This is a genomic window from Proteus sp. G2673 (assembly GCF_009915125.1).
Classification (GTDB): domain Bacteria; phylum Pseudomonadota; class Gammaproteobacteria; order Enterobacterales; family Enterobacteriaceae; genus Proteus; species Proteus penneri.
Genome location: NZ_JAABLT010000007.1, coordinates 1 through 17,505, shown reverse-complemented (window position 1 = coordinate 17,505; position 17,505 = coordinate 1). Strand labels below are relative to the sequence as shown.

14 protein-coding genes and 2 rRNA genes are annotated in these 17,505 nt (G+C 39.5%); 9 read left to right on the top strand and 7 right to left on the bottom strand.

Annotation, left to right across the window (positions count from 1 at the left end; all coding sequences use genetic code 11):
* Nucleotides 1-35 precede the first annotated feature (35 nt).
* The 5 genes from GWI59_RS02990 to trpS all read left to right on the top strand — a co-directional run bounded on the left by GWI59_RS02990 (nt 36) and on the right by trpS (nt 4,328).
* Entirely contained in the window at nt 36-974 is a 939-nt protein-coding gene (locus GWI59_RS02990) for an SPOR domain-containing protein (protein ID WP_072065038.1), read from the top strand.
* A gap of 82 nt (nt 975-1,056) precedes the next feature.
* Entirely contained in the window at nt 1,057-1,872 is an 816-nt protein-coding gene (gene dam, locus GWI59_RS02985) for an adenine-specific DNA-methyltransferase (protein ID WP_072065039.1), read from the top strand.
* Between the two features lie 44 nt (nt 1,873-1,916).
* Entirely contained in the window at nt 1,917-2,588 is a 672-nt protein-coding gene (rpe, locus tag GWI59_RS02980) for a ribulose-phosphate 3-epimerase (protein WP_006534381.1), read from the top strand.
* Nucleotides 2,588-3,298, top strand: coding sequence for a phosphoglycolate phosphatase (locus GWI59_RS02975; protein WP_072065040.1), 711 nt, complete (start codon nt 2,588-2,590; stop codon nt 3,296-3,298). Before rpe ends, GWI59_RS02975 begins: the two co-directional genes overlap by 1 nt.
* Nucleotide 3,299: 1 nt before the next feature.
* The gene (gene trpS, locus GWI59_RS02970) at nt 3,300-4,328 is read left to right on the top strand and encodes a tryptophan--tRNA ligase (RefSeq protein ID WP_109848563.1); all 1,029 of its coding nucleotides are present in this window, start codon (nt 3,300-3,302) and stop codon (nt 4,326-4,328) included.
* A gap of 75 nt (nt 4,329-4,403) precedes the next feature.
* Here trpS and yiiM read toward each other — a convergent pair whose 3' ends face one another.
* Nucleotides 4,404-5,078, bottom strand: coding sequence for a 6-hydroxyaminopurine reductase (gene yiiM, locus GWI59_RS02965; RefSeq protein ID WP_006534376.1), 675 nt, complete (start codon nt 5,076-5,078; stop codon nt 4,404-4,406).
* A 114-nt stretch (nt 5,079-5,192) separates the two neighbouring features.
* Nucleotides 5,193-5,816: a superoxide dismutase [Mn] gene (sodA, locus tag GWI59_RS02960; RefSeq protein ID WP_072065043.1), complete on the bottom strand. Its 624-nt coding sequence runs from the start codon at nt 5,814-5,816 to the stop codon at nt 5,193-5,195.
* Nucleotides 5,817-6,188: 372 nt separating this feature from the next.
* Here sodA and acs point away from each other — a divergent pair, with 372 nt between their 5' ends.
* From acs to GWI59_RS02940, 4 genes are all read left to right on the top strand, one after another.
* Entirely contained in the window at nt 6,189-8,147 is a 1,959-nt protein-coding gene (gene acs / locus GWI59_RS02955) for an acetate--CoA ligase (RefSeq protein ID WP_161723936.1), read from the top strand.
* A gap of 159 nt (nt 8,148-8,306) precedes the next feature.
* Nucleotides 8,307-8,618, top strand: coding sequence for a DUF485 domain-containing protein (locus GWI59_RS02950; RefSeq protein WP_006534371.1), 312 nt, complete (start codon nt 8,307-8,309; stop codon nt 8,616-8,618).
* Nucleotides 8,615-10,270, top strand: a complete 1,656-nt coding sequence (locus GWI59_RS02945; protein ID WP_109848566.1) for a cation acetate symporter — start codon at nt 8,615-8,617, stop codon at nt 10,268-10,270. The genes GWI59_RS02950 and GWI59_RS02945 overlap by 4 nt, the downstream gene beginning before the upstream one ends.
* Before the next feature lie 435 nt (nt 10,271-10,705).
* Nucleotides 10,706-12,289 carry a phosphoethanolamine transferase gene (locus tag GWI59_RS02940; protein ID WP_161723933.1) on the top strand — a complete coding sequence of 528 codons (1,584 nt, stop codon included), beginning with the start codon at nt 10,706-10,708 and terminating at the stop codon, nt 12,287-12,289.
* Nucleotides 12,290-12,313: 24 nt separating this feature from the next.
* On the opposite strand, the gene GWI59_RS02935 is transcribed toward GWI59_RS02940, so the two are convergent.
* From GWI59_RS02935 to GWI59_RS02915, 5 genes are all read right to left on the bottom strand, one after another.
* Complete coding sequence (locus tag GWI59_RS02935; protein ID WP_161723931.1) at nt 12,314-13,003, bottom strand: LutC/YkgG family protein; 690 nt, start codon at nt 13,001-13,003, stop codon at nt 12,314-12,316.
* A 3-nt stretch (nt 13,004-13,006) separates the two neighbouring features.
* A complete protein-coding gene (locus GWI59_RS02930; protein ID WP_109399451.1) occupies nt 13,007-14,425 on the bottom strand; it encodes a LutB/LldF family L-lactate oxidation iron-sulfur protein in 1,419 nt (472 codons plus the stop codon).
* A complete protein-coding gene (locus GWI59_RS02925) occupies nt 14,416-15,153 on the bottom strand; it encodes a (Fe-S)-binding protein (protein WP_072065048.1) in 738 nt (245 codons plus the stop codon). The genes GWI59_RS02930 and GWI59_RS02925 overlap by 10 nt, the downstream gene beginning before the upstream one ends.
* Nucleotides 15,154-15,453: 300 nt before the next feature.
* A 5S ribosomal RNA gene (gene rrf / locus GWI59_RS02920) occupies nt 15,454-15,569 on the bottom strand.
* A gap of 212 nt (nt 15,570-15,781) precedes the next feature.
* A 23S ribosomal RNA gene (locus tag GWI59_RS02915) occupies nt 15,782-17,505 on the bottom strand; the annotation flags it as partial.

Genomic DNA, 17,505 nt, shown 5'->3' with positions numbered 1-17,505 from the left:
ATTTTTCGCTTTTTGACGCTCTGACGGAGGGCATAATGGACGAGTTCAAACCTGATAATGAAACCAAGGGTAATAATTCACTCAAACCTGATACATCGGATAGGCCTGAACGTCGAACCAATCGACCTCGTAGCAATCCATTAAAAAATGCTCGATTCTCTGTATCCCGTCAACAGATGATGATTGGTGTCGGTGTTTTAGTCCTGATTCTGCTAATTATCGCAATAAGCTCAGCATTAAAATCACCAGAAACAACTGAACCAGCACCTTCAACCAATACAGAAAGAAATATCGATCTATCTCAACAACCGTCATCCGTTACGCCTTCAGAAAATGGTCAGCCATCGACTCCTCAATCTATTTCTGGGCAAGAGATACAGCCAGCAACACCACCTTCACAAAACTTACCACCAATGATTGATTCACAAGGTCAACGTGTTGAGATCCCTGGAGATATCGTTGATTCTTTAAATCAACAACAAGCGGGCATCAATCAAGCGGCTAATCAGCAATTAAACGCACAACAACCAAAACCGGAACAACCTGTTACACAAGCCCCCGTCACCAAACCAGTACAACCCGTACAGAAACCGGCTGAAGTAAAAACACCACCGACAAAACCAGTAACACCACCAGCAACAACGCAACCTAAACCAGCAACAACTAAACCGGTTGTTTCAGGCTCATTATCTGCTGGCAATTTAAATTCTATTCCAGCTGCAAATTATACATTGCAATTAAGTGGCGCAAGTCGCCAAGATACCTTGGAAGCTTTCGCTAAAAAGAACCTAAATGGAAACTACGCTATCTATAAAACTCAGCGTAATGGTAACCCTTGGTATGTACTCATCTATGGTAACTATCGTAATATAAGCGAAGCTAAACAGGCTGTTTCTTCATTACCAGCACCGGTACAAGCGAAACAACCATGGGTTAGACCGATGAAACATGTTCATCAGGATCTAAAAAAATAATTAAGACGAGGTTCACCGCTGATATGCTGTCTGAAACAGAGTACAATCGGCGACTCTGAAACGATTGAGAAATTTGGACGGCATGAAAAAAAAACGCGCATTCCTAAAATGGGCTGGTGGTAAATATCCTTTGGTAGATGACATTAAACGTCATCTGCCTGAGGGTAATTGTTTAATTGAACCTTTTATGGGTGCTGGTTCTGTTTTTCTAAATACAGAATACGATTCATATATTCTTGCCGATATAAATAGTGATCTAATTCATCTCTATAACACGGTAAAGCAATATCCTGAAAAATTTATGAAGGATGCCCGCTTATTATTTACCCCTCAAATGAATATCGCAGAGGAATTTTATCAACTACGACAAGAGTTTAATCGCTCAACTGATCCTTATCAGCGTAGTGTCCTATTTCTCTATCTTAACCGTCATTGCTACAATGGGTTATGTCGTTATAATTCCAAAGGTGAATATAACGTCCCTTTTGGCCGTTACAAAAAACCTTATTTTCCTGAAATAGAGTTAATTTGGTTTTCTGAAAAAGCACAAAAAGCCGAATTTGTTTGCCAAAGCTATTCATCAACGATGACTAATGCAGAAAAAGGTGCTGTCGTTTATTGCGATCCGCCTTATGCGCCATTATCACCGACTGCAAATTTCACGTCATACCATACAAATAGCTTTAGTTTTCAAGAGCAAGAACATCTGGCTCAACTTGCCTCAATGCTGGCTTACGAGAGACAGATACCCGTGTTAATATCAAACCATGAGACTGCGTTGACAAAAACGTGGTATGTGAACGCAAAAGAGCTACACAGTGTGAAAGTCCGAAGAACAATCAGTAGCAACACACTTGGTCGTAGCAAAGTGAACGAATTACTTGCCTTATATAAATAATCGTTAACACTTCCCGACAATGGGAGTGTTGTCTGGAGAATGCGATGAAAGATTTTCTGATTGCCCCTTCTATTTTATCTGCTGATTTTGCTCGCCTGGGTGAAGATACTGAAAAAGTACTCGCTGCAGGCGCTGATGTTGTCCACTTTGATGTTATGGATAACCACTATGTTCCTAATCTGACCTTTGGTGCGCCAATTTGTAAGGCATTGCGCAACTACGGTATTACAGCCCCCATTGATGTTCACCTAATGGTAAAGCCCGTTGATCGCATCATCCCTGATTTTGCAGAAGCAGGCGCAACTTATATTTCATTTCATGCAGAAGCCAGTGACCACGTTGACCGTACCATTCAATTAATCAAAGATTGTGGTTGTAAAGCGGGCTTAGTGCTTAATCCAGCAACCCCATTAAACTATCTCGACTATGTTATGGATAAATTAGATCTTATCCTGCTGATGTCTGTTAACCCTGGTTTTGGTGGCCAATCATTTATTCCTAACACTCTCGATAAATTACGCCAAGTTCGTAAGATGATTGATGATGGTGGTTATGACATTCGTTTAGAAATTGATGGCGGTGTCAAAGTCGATAATATTGCTGAAATTGCCCAAGCGGGTGCAGATATGTTTGTTGCTGGTTCGGCTATTTTCAATCAGCCCGACTATAAACATGTTATCGACAATATGCGCCGTGAATTAAAAAAGGTATCGTAATGACAGATAAAAAACTCAAAGGTATCCGTGCTATCGCCTTTGATCTCGATGGCACACTCACCGACAGCGCTGTAGGGCTTACAGAAGCAACGGATTACGCATTAAAAGCAAAAGGCTTTCCTCCTGCTGGAAAACATAACGTCACTATTTGGGTGGGTAATGGCGTTGATATGCTACTTACGCGTGCTTTGCATAATGCTGGCGTTGAGGATGTCACTGAAACCTTATTAAAAGAAATGCGTGATCTTTTTGATGAACATTATGCAACTTCCGTCAAAACAGGCAGTGATTTATTCCCACACGTTAAAGAAACCCTTGAAGTATTAGCTTCACATAATATTCCATTAGGTATCGTCACCAATAAACCGTCACCATTTATCGCTCCACTATTACAACAACTGGAAATTGATAAGTATTTCTCCTTGGTGCTAGGAGGAGACGATGTTAAAGAAAAAAAACCGCATCCAGCACCATTATATTTAACAATGGGTACATTTGGTGTTAAAAAGGAAGAACTCCTTTTTGTTGGGGATTCTCGCAACGATATTATTGCAGCACAAGAGGCACAATGCCCTTGCGTAGGTTTAACCTATGGCTATAACTACGGCGTATCTATTGCAGACAGCAAACCTGATTTTACTCTCGATAATTTTGCTGATTTGCTCTCTATCCTCGATATCACGCCAATGACAACTGTGGAACAGAATTAAAATGACGACTTCAGTAGAAAAAACGGCACAAAAGCCAATTGTATTCAGTGGTGCACAACCTTCTGGTGAATTAACTATCGGAAATTATATGGGTGCGCTACGTCAATGGGTACAAATGCAAGATGACTATGATTGTATTTACTGTATCGTTGACCAACACGCTATTACAGTACGCCAAGATCCTAAAGAGCTAAGAAAAAGAACCTTAGATACACTCGCTCTGTACCTTGCTTGCGGTATTGATCCAGAAAAAAGCACTATTTTTGTTCAGTCACATGTTCCACAACATGCACAATTAAGCTGGGCACTTAACTGCTATACCTATTTTGGTGAATTGAGCCGAATGACTCAATTTAAAGATAAGTCAGCGCGTCATGCTGAAAATATCAATGCAGGGTTGTTCGATTATCCTGTATTAATGGCAGCCGATATTCTGATTTATCAAACAAACCAAGTCCCTGTTGGTATCGATCAAAAACAACATCTTGAATTAAGCCGTGATATTGCTCAGCGCTTTAACGCTATTTATGGCGATATCTTCACTGTACCCGATCCTTTTATTCCAAAAGGTGGTGCGCGTGTGATGGCATTACAAGATCCAACTAAAAAAATGTCTAAGTCTGATGATAACCGTAATAACGTTATCGCATTGCTTGAAGATCCTAAATCAGCAGCTAAAAAGATCAAACGTGCAATGACAGACTCAGAAGAGCCACCTCGTGTTATTTACGATCTTGAAAATAAAGCGGGTGTATCTAACTTATTAGATATTTTAGCGGGTGTAACAGGTAAAACTATTCCTGAATTAGAAGCTGAATTTGAAGACAAAATGTACGGTCATCTAAAAGGTGCTGTCGCAGATGCGGTCTCTGAAATGCTAACCGACATTCAAGAACGATTTAACACATTCCGTAATGATGAAGCATTACTTAATAAAATAATGAAAGAAGGTGCAGATAAAGCTAAAGCTCGCGCTCAAGCAACCTTAGACAAGGTTTATGACGCAATCGGGTTTATTGCTCATCCGTAATTTCCTTTTAATACATAAAAAACACCTCTCTTATTTTGAACTGACCCCAGTTCATTTTTAGAGAGGTGTTTCTTTTTATTCCTTAAACAAGCGTCGATTAAAACTTTCAATAGTTTGATTTTGCAATCTTAACTGCATAGTCTTGCTCCAACTCGCAGATAATCCTGCGGCACTTAATAACCGACGATAAAGTTCTTCATCAAAAGGCATATGAAAAGCAATTGAAATCGCCTCTTTCACAGAAACATCACTGTTTCTTGAAACCAAAATAAGAGGATGATGGCTACCGGTTTCTCCTGTACTCACAACTCGGTATAACCAACCACAATAACCACTATCTTGCATAATTTGCGAAAAATTACTGACGTCTGTCACCGTGTTAAGTTTATAGCAAGGAGAGCGAGGCTGAGTAACTTGAATTAATGTGGTTCCCCATTGATAAATATCACCAATAAAAACATTTTCTTCTGTCATGCCTGTTGTTGAGATATTTTCACCAAATGCAGGAGCATGAAAAAAATCCGTCAATTGTGGGAATTGCTCAGCCCAATAAAGATAGTGTTCTTTAGGATAGTGACAAAGTGCGCGATCAGGGCCACCGTGAAAACTCTTTTCAGCTTGCTCATCTCCTTCTAATCCCAACGAAGTGAGTTTGATATGACCGTCCACCAGCCTTTTGGTGATCGCACTGGTAAATCCATTAGACGTTGTTGTGATGCTGCCGATAAAAACACTAGGAAAATAACGCATGGCTCACTACCTAAACAGAAAACAATGCCCCATAGTAAAGAGAGTGTTCAAAAGAAACAATGCCGACATATGTCGGCATTGAAAATATAAAAAGAAAGGAAGCTATTTACTCAATTATGCTTTACTTTGAAAACGTTTTTGCGCTTCATCCCAGTTAACAACGGACCAAAACGCTTTAATATAATCAGGGCGACGATTTTGATATTTCAAGTAGTAAGCATGCTCCCACACATCTAACCCTATAATTGGGTAACCAGATGCGCCAGCTAACTCTTCACCCATTAATGGGCTATCTTGGTTTGCTGTAGAAACTACCGCAAGTTTGCCATCGTCTTTTAATACCAGCCAAGCCCAACCAGAACCGAAACGGCTAGCTGCTGCTTTTTCAAATAACTCTTTAAAAGCCTCAACGCTACCAAAATCGCGCTCAATCGCCTCTTTTAGTGAACCTTGTAATTGAGTACCTAGCTTCAGCCCTTTCCAGAATAATGAATGGTTAGAGTGACCACCTGCGTTATTACGTAAGAATGTACGTTGATCAGCAGGTACTTTATGAAGGTTTTTAACTAATTCATCAATTTCTAAACCAGCAAGCTCAGGTAATTTTTCTAATGCTGTATTGGTATTATTCACATAAGTTTGATGATGCTTAGTGTGGTGAATTTCCATTGTACGCTCATCAAAATGAGGTTCTAACGCATCATAAGCATAAGGCAGTGCAGGTAATGTATAGCTCATATTAATCTCCAGTGCTGTTTTATCTTGGATCACACCATGTGATTTATCTTTTCATTTCATTATAGTGAAAAAAACGTTAATGAAAATCATTATCATATCCATGTTGTTATTGTGGTTTTTTTATCCAGCACGGTTAAATTAATTTTCATAGTATATTATTTTAATTATAAAGCCTTCTATTAAACAATAATCCTATTAAACGAGAAAATAGTAGATTAATCATTCATCACTAGCTTTCGCACTATTTGAACATTCCATAAAAAGCATTTCCATTAATTCGTGATCTTCTGCGCAAAAAAGAAACAATCTTTATTTCCCCTCTTTTGTTAACGACTTTTTGACATAGTATTAACAATAGTGAGGAGAACTATTATGACAAAAATAAACCAACATCATATTCCTGCAAGCATTGCAGAACACGCCCTGATCAATAAAGAGCAATACCAAAAAGACTATGAATTATCTATCAAAAACCCTGAGGCCTTTTGGGCAGATAAGGGGAAAATCGTTGACTGGATAAAGCCATATACTGTGGTAAAAAATACATCCTTTGACCCAGGCCATGTACGCATTCGCTGGTTTGAAGATGGACAGCTAAACATCAGCCAAAACTGCCTTGATCGCCATCTTAAAATACGAGGTGATCAAGTCGCCATTATTTGGGAAGGTGATTCACCTAATGAGTCAAAAAAAATTACTTACCGACAACTTCACCACGATGTTTGCCAATTCGCTAACGTATTAAAAAACTTAGGTATTAAAAAAGGCGATGTTGTGGCGATTTATATGCCTATGGTGCCAGAAGCCGCAGTCGCTATGCTTGCTTGTACTCGTATTGGTGCTATCCATTCTGTTATTTTTGGTGGTTTCTCCCCTGAAGCGGTTGCTGGCCGGATCATAGACTCAAAAGCTAAATTAGTCATTACAGCTGATGAGGGATTACGAGCGGGTCGCGCTATTCCTTTAAAGAAAAATGTTGATGATGCATTAAACCACGCCGATATTCCGCCGATTAATCACGTAGTGGTATTTCGCCGCACAGGACATACCGAACAATGGATTGATGGACGTGATGTTTGGTGGGATGAAATCATCCAAGATGTCAGTGCAGAATGTGAAGTCGAAGTTATGGATGCAGAAGATCCTCTCTTTATTCTGTATACCTCAGGTTCAACAGGCAAACCTAAAGGTGTACTGCACACTACAGGGGGCTATCTCGTTTATGCTTCAATGACCTTTAAATACACCTTTGATTATCATGAAGGCGATATTTATTGGTGTACCGCTGATGTGGGTTGGGTAACAGGCCATAGCTACTTACTGTATGGCCCACTTTCAAATGGTGCGACTACGGTTATGTTTGAAGGTGTTCCTAATTACCCATCAGTTAACCGTATGGCTCAAATCGTTGATAAGCACCAAATCAACATTCTGTACACAGCCCCTACCGCAATTCGTGCGCTAATGGCTGAAGGCGATAAAGCGATTGAAGATACTCAACGCACCTCTCTACGGATCCTTGGCTCTGTAGGTGAACCTATTAATCCGGAAGCCTGGGAATGGTTCTATCAGAAAATGGGACGTAGCCAATGCCCGATTGTTGATACATGGTGGCAAACAGAAACGGGTGGTTTCATGATAACCCCACTACCGGGTGCTATGGATTTAAAACCGGGTTCAGCAACACGCCCATTCTTCGGCGTTCAACCTGCCATTGTCGATAATATGGGAGAAGTACAGCAAGGGGCTTGTGAAGGCAACTTAGTGATTACTGATTCTTGGCCGGGTCAAGCAAGAACACTTTTTGGTGATCACGATCGTTTTGAACAAACTTACTTCTCAACCTTTAAAGGTATGTATTTCTCTGGTGATGGAGCGCGCCGAGATGAAGATGGTGACTATTGGATAACAGGACGTGTTGATGATGTCTTGAATATTTCAGGTCACCGTTTAGGAACAGCAGAGATTGAATCTGCTCTTGTTGCACATCCTAAAATTGCAGAAGCCGCAGTAGTGGGTATTCCTCACAATATTAAAGGACAAGCCATTTATGCTTATGTCACTTTAAATCACGGTGAAGAACCAACCCCTGAACTTTATACTGAAGTTCGCAACTGGGTACGTAAAGAAATTGGACCAATAGCGACACCAGATATCCTACATTGGACAGATTCCTTACCTAAAACACGATCAGGGAAAATTATGCGCCGAATCTTGCGCAAAATTGCCTCTGGTGACACAACTAACCTCGGAGATACCTCAACACTCGCTGATCCGGGTGTTGTAGAGAAACTGTTAGAAGAAAAACAGTCTCTATCACTCACCGCTTAATACACAACAAAATAGCTGTCATTTAAAAAACGTAATACGACAAAGCAAAGACATGAAAATGTCTTTGCTGGGCGCTCTTACCTAAAAATCATGAAATGCAGGGGATTGAAGCCTCTAAATCAAGTGATAAACCAAACAATTATATAGAGGAGAACTCTGATGAATGCCAATATTTATCAAGAGATAGAAAACAACCCTCGCTTTAAAGAACTGGTTAATAAACGTAGTCGTTTTTCATGGACACTTTCAATTATTACGCTCGTTATGTATGTCTCGTTTATCTTACTTATTGCATTCTATCCACAGTGGTTAGGTACACCACTATATGAAGGAAGCTACATTACACGAGGTATTCCTATTGGTATTGGCTTAATTATTGCCTCATTTCTATTAACAGGTATTTACGTAATCAAAGCTAATACTGAATTTGACAAACTTACCGCTGAAGTTATTGAAGAGGTAGAAAAATGAGAAATTTACTCTATGCAATAAGCTTATTTTTCCTTTCTTCAACAGTGGCTTATGCTGCTGCAATAACAGAAGGAGGTGAAAAACAACCGATGAATATTCAGGCTATTATTATGTTTCTGATATTTGTCGGATTAACGCTTTATATTACTTATTGGGCCTCTAAACGTACTCGTTCACGTTCAGATTACTATACAGCTGGAGGAAAAATTACTGGCTTTCAAAATGGGATGGCAATTGCCGGTGATTTTATGTCTGCCGCATCCTTTTTAGGGATCTCCGCTCTGGTTTATACCTCGGGTTATGATGGACTTATCTATTCAATTGGATTTCTAATTGGTTGGCCTATCATTCTTTTTATCATTGCTGAACGCTTACGTAATTTAGGACGTTATACCTTTGCGGATGTTGTCTCGTATCGCTTAAGCCCTAAACCTGTAAGAACTCTCTCTGCTATTGGATCACTGGTTGTCGTTGCCCTTTATCTAATTGCACAAATGGTGGGTGCCGGAAAATTAATCGAACTCCTTTTCGGTTTAAACTACCATATTGCCGTTGTGCTTGTTGGTATTCTAATGGTGCTATATGTTTTATTTGGAGGCATGTTAGCCACCACTTGGGTTCAAATCATTAAAGCTATTTTATTACTTGCAGGTGCAAGTTTTATGGCTGTTATGGTGATGAAAGCTGCCGATTTCAATTTCAATACCTTATTTAAAGAAGCCGTTAGTGTTCACTCAAAAGGGTTCTCTATCATGAGCCCTGGTGGATTGGTTTCCGATCCTATATCGGCTCTCTCTTTAGGTCTTGCTTTAATGTTTGGTACAGCGGGACTTCCTCATATCATCATGCGCTTCTTTACTGTTAGCGATGCAAAAGAAGCCCGTAAGAGTGTTTTCTATGCAACAGGTTTTATTGGTTATTTCTATATTCTTACTTTTATCATTGGTTTCGGCGCTATCTTACTCGTTAGCCCTAATCCTATGTTCAAAGATGCCACTGGCGCTTTAATTGGCGGAACCAATATGGCGGCCGTTCACTTAGCGGATGCAGTCGGCGGTAATTTCTTCTTAGGCTTTATTTCAGCTGTTGCCTTCGCCACTATTTTAGCCGTTGTTGCGGGACTAACTTTAGCGGGGGCTTCTGCGGTATCGCATGACCTCTACGCTAATGTAATTAAAAATGGCCATGCAGATGAAAGACAAGAGCTAAAAGTATCTAAAATTACTGTAGTTATCTTAGGTATCGTCGCTATCGGTTTAGGTATTTTATTTGAAAAGCAAAATATTGCCTTTATGGTGGGGTTAGCATTCTCAATTGCGGCAAGCTGTAACTTCCCAATCATATTGTTATCTATGTATTGGAAAGGACTTACAACACGAGGAGCCGTAGCGGGAGGATGGTCTGGTTTACTCGTTGCTGTCACGTTGATGATCTTAGGGCCAACAATTTGGGTTAGTATTTTAGGTCATGAAAAACCAATCTACCCTTATGAATATCCGGCATTATTTTCAATAATTATTGCTTTTATTATCTCATGGCTTTTCTCTATTACAGATAAATCATCTTTAGGTGAGCAAGAAAAAGCAAAATTCCAAGCACAGTTTATCCGTTCTCAAATTGGCTTGGGTATTGAGCAAGGTAAACAGCACTAACAGCTAGAAATAATGTAATCTTTCTTAATAAAAAGAGCCGCAAAGTGAATTCCAACTTTGGGGCTCTTCAATTCCAATCATTTTTATCAATTATCATAAAAACCGTGCTCCTATTTCTATCATTTACTTATTTATAATATTTTTAAGCTTTAACTACATATCTATACGATTATTTATATAACTTATTATCAACTACTCTACCGGTATAAAGAGAAAAATAAAATAAATTAAAATCAATTAATTACAAACAAAAAGTAAACATAATTTATTTGCCACATGACTTATTAATAAAGCTAAAGCGCCCAAAATAATGAGAAAGAAGCATAATAATATCAATTTCAGACACACTTCAGACAAACAAGGCTTGTATTGTCAAAAAGTAAATGATTAACTTTTTATTTTATATAAAAAGAGATGGTAGTTTTTAAATAGATTATGTCTTGGCAAACTCATTACGCACTTTTATTTTTCTTATCTATAGCACCTGCAGCATTGGGTGGTTCAACGCTGTATATAGAACAAAAAATCTATATTGTTCTCATTGGTTGGCTACTTATGCTGATGTGTAGTGGCATTTATCGTTACTTTTTGGGAAAAATAATAACCTTTGTTATTAGTGCGCTATGGTCTTTAAACCTTTCTATTTCTCTATTTTTCTATCGTGAGCATGATATTGCCTTTTCATCATCCATTGCTGAAACTTTTATTAATACTAACAGTAGCGAAACTGTCGGTATGCTCTCTTATAATAAGTACTATGTATTATTTTATATATGTGCTTTTGCCGTTTACTATTTTTTTATCCATAAAGCGGCTCAAGTATCTGATCTAAAAACGACAAAAAAAAGTGTAACTGCTTTTGTTATATTAATCGCCATTATTCCATTTTATAAAAGCTTAGCATTAAGAAACGACAACAATAGTAAATTACTTGCAGAATATACTCTTCTGAATACACCTTTTTATAATGCAGCAGCACTTGTCCGAACTCTCCACGAAAATCGCAAAATTAGAAGAATTCCTTCTCAAAAAGTTGAGTTCCAATATAATAAAAATAGTGATAATACAGAAATTTACATCCTAATTATTGGAGAATCCGTTCGCAGAGATCATCTAGGAATTTATGGCTATCAGCACAATACAACACCTAATCTAATGAAAGAAAAGAGTCATCTTATTTTATTCAATCAAGTTTATTCTCCGGCACCAGTAACCATTCTTTCTGTACCAATTTCACTCTCAAATATAGGATTAGAACAGTTACAAGATAAAAATCATTATGCTGATAATATTGTTTCCCTTGCCAATCATGCCGGATTTAAAACATATTGGCTAAGTAACCAAGGTGAAGGTAATCAAAAAACCAGTGTTATTTCTGTCATTGCGAATATGGCCCAAAATAAAAAGTGGAATGAATTTATCGGTTATGATGAAGAGCTACTTCCTTATTTAGATAGCGCTCTGAAAGAACCCTCTGCACAGAAAAAATTAATCATCTTACATACATATGGTAGCCATGAGCCGGCCTGTAATCGATTTCCCAATCGGTATTTAAAGAAATTCACGCAAGAAGATGATGATAATTGCTATGACAGCTCTATCGCTTATACAGATAAATTAATTAATGACATCATTGAAAGAGTCAAAGATAAGCCAGCTTCTATTCTCTATTTTTCCGATCATGCTTTACAGCGTCTCGATAAGAATAGAGAGGTTCGTTATCATCATGGCGTAAATACACCACGTAAAGAAGCTTACGATATCCCGTTGTTTATTTGGTATAGCCCCTCAACAACAAAACCAATCATTAGTAATGAGATGTTAAGCAAACCTTATTCAACAGCAAATAATTATTGGTTATTAAGTAGTTGGCTTGGTATAGAACATCACTCACCAAATAAATGCTATTCACCCTTAGCTGATTGCTATCAGCCGAGATCCCCCATCATGGTCATTGATGGTAATAAAAATCTCTTAAAATATGATTTATTAAGTTCAGAAGAACAAGAGCCACAATAATATATGGCTCCTTACAAAGAATTATTAGCAATCTTCAATCACTATATAAATGGCATTTAAAGAACCATGAACACCAACAACTTTAATTAATTCAATATCAGAGGTACAACTTGGTCCACTGATAATATTAATACAAGAAGGCATTCGGACATCTTTTGTTGCTAGTTGATGAAGTTTTTCCGCTAATTGTGCAACTCTTGGTAAAATGGTACTCCTCTTAATAACAAAGAGTGTTGTTTCTGGGATCAAACTAACACTACGTCCTTTATCTGCTCCAGAAAATAAAACAACGCCCCCTGATTCAGCAAGTCCATATTCGGCAAAGACAATCCCCACTTTAGCATTTTTTACATGTTCAATATTTTCTGCACCAACATGGTGATCCCACACACTAACATCACAATGTTGAGATAATAAATCAATAACACCACTTTCTTTTAAACGAGGATCACCCGTCAATATCACTGATGAACCATATTTATTACATAGTGCAAGTAAGCACTGAGGTAAGGCTTCTTGTGTCGTTGTCTCATAATCGCTGCCTGCTAATTTAGCGGTATTAAGAAAATATTGATATCGTTCCTCTTCCGATAATTCAGTTAATCTTTCTTCCGGATATGTATTTATTGGTGTTGGTAATGAGTCAGGTATTGTTTTTAATGGTCTTCCTAACTGAGAAGCTAAATGAGATAGGAATGTATGTTTATTATTCATCTCTTATTTCTCCTCTTTTTGATGTTTTTTAAACCAACTACGGAAACTTTCACCATCACCTTGTGGCAAGTTTCTTGCTTCAGTCCACGCTTTTAATGCACCTATATTTAAAGGCGTTTTCCCCTCTTTAATAAACCACCTTGCAGCATGAGCTCCCCAATTCATACCAACTTTCCATAATGTAGGATGACGATTTACATAGTTAAATATATCGGTGATCGTACGCTCCGTTGTTGGTGTGATTTTTTCCTTAACCATCACATCTCTATGTTTTTTAATTAAGTTGGATAGTGGGATTTTTACAGGACATACAGAATCACAGGCGGTACATAATGAACACACATAAGGAAGGTTTTTAAAATCTTTATAACCACCTAATAAAGGGGTTAAAACAGCACCAACTGGGCCTGGATAAATAGAGCCGTATCCTTGGCCACCAATATGGCGGTAAGCAGGACAAGTATTCATACAGGCCCCACAACGAATACAACGCAAAATATCTTTAAATTCGGAGCCGATAATTTTTGAACGCCCATTATCAACAATAACAAGATGAAAATCTTCAGGGCCATCAACATTATCTTTTTCCCTAGGCCCTGTAAGCCATGTGTTATAGCCCGTTAAACGTAATCCAACGGCACTGCGTGCTAACATGGTAATAAGAATATCCACCTCTTTAAATGTCGGTGCGATACGCTCCATACCCATCACAGCTATATGTGTTTTAGGTAATGTAGTGCTTAAGCGAGCATTACCTTCATTAGTCACTAAACAAACTGAACCCGTCTCTGCAACTGCAAAGTTACAACCCGTTACACCAATATCGGCAGTAAAAAAATCGTCTCTAATATTTTGACGAACAAAACGAGTCATTTCTTCTGGTGTATCAGAGCCGTTATATCCCAATTTATCATGGAATATTTGACGAATTTGTTCTCTATTTTTATGAATAGCAGGTACAACAACATGCGAAGGCGCATCTTTGGCTTGCTGGAGTATAAATTCTGCTAAATCGGTTTCAATAACTTTAATACCTGCATTCTCTAATGCGGTATTCATACCGATTTCTTCAGTTACCATTGATTTAGCTTTAACAACTTTCTTTGCTTTTTTTTCTTTAGCTACACTGAGAATATATTGCGTTGCTTCTTCTTTTGTTTTAGCAAAGAAAACATGCCCACCATGTTCTTCTACTTTTTCAGATAATTGGTATAAATAAGCATCCAAGTTAACAAGCACATGATCTCGAATTTGCGCTGCTCTATCTCTCCAATCTTCCCAATGTCCAAGATCATCAACCATCTTTTGCCGATTTTTACCAATAGTTTCTTGTGCATTAGCAACGGCTTTTTGCATAACTTCATCATGTACTTGGCGATCGATAAGATCTTTAAAAGGAATAGAACTCGTTCTTAACGACATAATTCCTCCTCATGACTCATCAAGACCTGTGCAATATGTAACACTTTAACAGGGCGTCCTTCTCGCTCTAAACGTCCACCAATATTTAGAAGACAGCTAACATCTGCACCAATTAAATAATCAGGTTTAACATCCATAATATGGTGTACTTTTTCTTTTACCATTTCTCCTGAAATTTCGGCCATTTTGACTGAGAATGTCCCCCCGAAACCACAGCACGTTTCCATATCTTCAAAAGGTAATAATTCAAGACCTTTTACATGCTGTAATAATTTAATAGGTTCTTCTTTAACGCCCATTTTACGAAATAGGCTACAAGATGGGTGATAAACAGCTTTACCTTTAAGACTGGCGCCGACATCAAGAACACCAAGCTGATTTACAATAAAAGAAGTTAAATCAAACATTCTGTTAGCTATTTTTTCAGCTCGCATTGCCCAATCAGGTTCATTAGCTAAATATTTGGAATAACCTTTGATTGCATAAGTACAAGATCCCGCTGGAGAAATAATTGGATAATCATTAACTTCGAAGGTTTCAATAAATTTTTTCATAGCTGGTTTTGCGTTCTCGATATAACCACTATTAATAGCGGGTTGACCACAACAACCTTGTTTTTCAAGAAAATGAACCCGACAACCTAATTTTTCTAGCAGTAATACGCTGTCTCTTGCCATATGGGATTTTAGAGCATCCCCAATACATGTGACATAAAAATTAATATCCATACATTTGCTCCTATTGCTTATCTTTTATACAAAATAGTTTACTGACCGCCATTTATTTATCGTTATATTTGTATGACAATTAATATTGTCACAAAAATGATGTTAAATATATGTTTAATTCTATGTTTTTTTATAATTTGAATCGGTATATAAAACTAATCTAGGTATAGAAATAGGATGGAATAAATTATTTTAAATAAAAACAATTTATTAAAAAGAAATGGAATAGAGGATTAAAAAATAAAAACTCCAAACGCAAAAAAGCCAACCCATTGGGTTGGCTTTCTCGTCTTAATTAATGCCTGGCAGTTCCCTACTCTCACATGGGGAGACCCCACACTACCATCGGCGCTACAACGTTTCACTTCTGAGTTCGGCATGGGATCAGGTGGGTCCGCTGCGCTATGGCCGCCAAGCAGAATTCTTCAAATTCTTTAATTATTCGTCTCTTCCTGAGACTCACCCCTTTGGGGCCAGTGCTCTGCACTGTTCCAGTTTGTTCCAGACAAACTGGTCTGTTTTATTACCCGTTACTCACCCTTCATCAGTTCGTAACCAGCAATATTCAATCTTAAACAAGCCTACTTCATTCATCTTTGTCTCTCAGACAAAACACCTTCGGTGTTGTCAGGTTAAGCCTCACGGTTCATTAGTACTGGTTAGCTCAACGTATCGCTACGCTTACACACCCAGCCTATCAACGTCTTAGTCTTAAACGTTCCTTTAGGTCACTCAAGGTGACAGGGAAGACTCATCTTGAGGCAAGTTTCCCGCTTAGATGCTTTCAGCGGTTATCTCTTCCGCACTTAGCTACCGGGCAATGCCATTGGCATGACAACCCGAACACCAGTGGTGCGTTCACTCCGGTCCTCTCGTACTAGGAGCAACCCCTCTCAATCTTCCAACGCCCACGGCAGATAGGGACCGAACTGTCTCACGACGTTCTAAACCCAGCTCGCGTACCACTTTAAATGGCGAACAGCCATACCCTTGGGACCTACTTCAGCCCCAGGATGTGATGAGCCGACATCGAGGTGCCAAACACCGCCGTCGATATGAACTCTTGGGCGGTATCAGCCTGTTATCCCCGGAGTACCTTTTATCCGTTGAGCGATGGCCCTTCCATTCAGAACCACCGGATCACTAAGACCTACTTTCGTACCTGCTCGAGCCGTCACTCTCACAGTCAAGCTGGCTTATGCCTTTGCACTAACCGCATGATGTCCGACCATGCTTAGCCAACCTTCGTGCTCCTCCGTTACTCTTTAGGAGGAGACCGCCCCAGTCAAACTACCCACCAGACACGGTCCCCGACCCGGATTACGGGCCTAGGTTAGAACATCAAACGTTAAAGGGTGGTATTTCAAGGTTGACTCCATGCAGACTGGCGTCCACACTTCATAGTCTCCCACCTATCCTACACATCAAGGCTCAATGTTCAGTGTCAAGCTATAGTAAAGGTTCACGGGGTCTTTCCGTCTTGCCGCGGGTACACTGCATCTTCACAGCGAGTTCAATTTCACTGAGTCTCGGGTGGAGACAGCCTGGCCATCATTACGCCATTCGTGCAGGTCGGAACTTACCCGACAAGGAATTTCGCTACCTTAGGACCGTTATAGTTACGGCCGCCGTTTACTGGGGCTTCGATCAAGAGCTTCTCCCTAAGGATAACCCCATCAATTAACCTTCCAGCACCGGGCAGGCGTCACACCGTATACGTCCACTTTCGTGTTTGCACAGTGCTGTGTTTTTAATAAACAGTTGCAGCCAGCTGGTATCTTCGACTGGCTTCGGCTCCGTCCGCAAGGGACTTCACTTACCGCCAGCGTGCCTTCTCCCGAAGTTACGGCACCATTTTGCCTAGTTCCTTCACCCGAGTTCTCTCAAGCGCCTGAGTATTCTCTACCTGACCACCTGTGTCGGTTTGGGGTACGATTGTTGGTAACCTGAAGCTTAGAGGCTTTTCCTGGAAGCAGGGCATCAATTGCTTCACCACCTTAGTGGCTCGTCATCACACCTCAGCATTAAGTGACCGGATTTGCCTAATCACTCTGCCTACATGCTTGAACCGGGACGACCGTCGCCCGGACAACCTAGCCTTCTCCGTTCCCCCATCGCAGTTACCACCAGTACGGGAATATTAACCCGTTTCCCATCGACTACGCTTTTCAGCCTCGCCTTAGGGGTCGACTCACCCTGCCCCGATTAACGTTGGACAGGAACCCTTGGTCTTCCGGCGTGCGGGTTTTTCACCCGCATTATCGTTACTTATGTCAGCATTCGCACTTCTGATACCTCCAGCATACCTCACAGTACACCTTCGCAGGCTTACAGAACGCTCCCCTACCCAAC